Annotated in this window: 1 protein-coding gene; it reads left to right on the forward strand. The window is 38.4% G+C overall.

What is annotated here, in order from left to right:
* Positions 1 to 180 precede the first annotated feature (180 nt).
* A partial coding sequence (locus IE038_RS25835) for a photosynthetic reaction center family protein (protein ID WP_229775756.1) occupies positions 181 to 510 on the forward strand: 330 nt, incomplete at its 3' end.

The raw sequence follows: 510 nt of genomic DNA on the forward strand, positions 1-510 counted from the left end.
ATTTCAATATATGTGCATATAGTTTATGGAAGGAAGAGGATACTATGAATTTTATGAATATTTATAGCCATGTCAAAATGTTGGTTGACATACAGATATGACTCATATTATACTGTTGAATAACAAGCCTTATGTGTATGCTTGGGAGCTTCTAATGATTAAATAAACCAAGTTATAACCATGACCGCAATTCTAGAAAGACGCGAAAGCGCAAGCCTATGGAATCGTTTTTGCGATTGGATCACTAGCACTGAAAACCGTCTTTACATTGGATGGTTTGGTGTCTTGATGATTCCTACCCTATTGACTGCAACCTCTGTATTCATTATCGCTTTCATTGCAGCTCCTCCAGTAGATATTGATGGTATTCGTGAACCTGTTTCCGGTTCTCTTCTTTATGGAAACAATATTATTTCCGGTGCTATTATTCCTACCTCTGCAGCCATCGGTCTGCATTTCTATCCCATCTGGGAAGCAGCTTCTGTTGATGAATGGCTATACAACCGTGGT

Source organism: Pseudomonas laurentiana, from assembly GCF_014648275.1.
GTDB lineage: Bacteria > Pseudomonadota > Gammaproteobacteria > Pseudomonadales > Pseudomonadaceae > Aquipseudomonas > Aquipseudomonas laurentiana.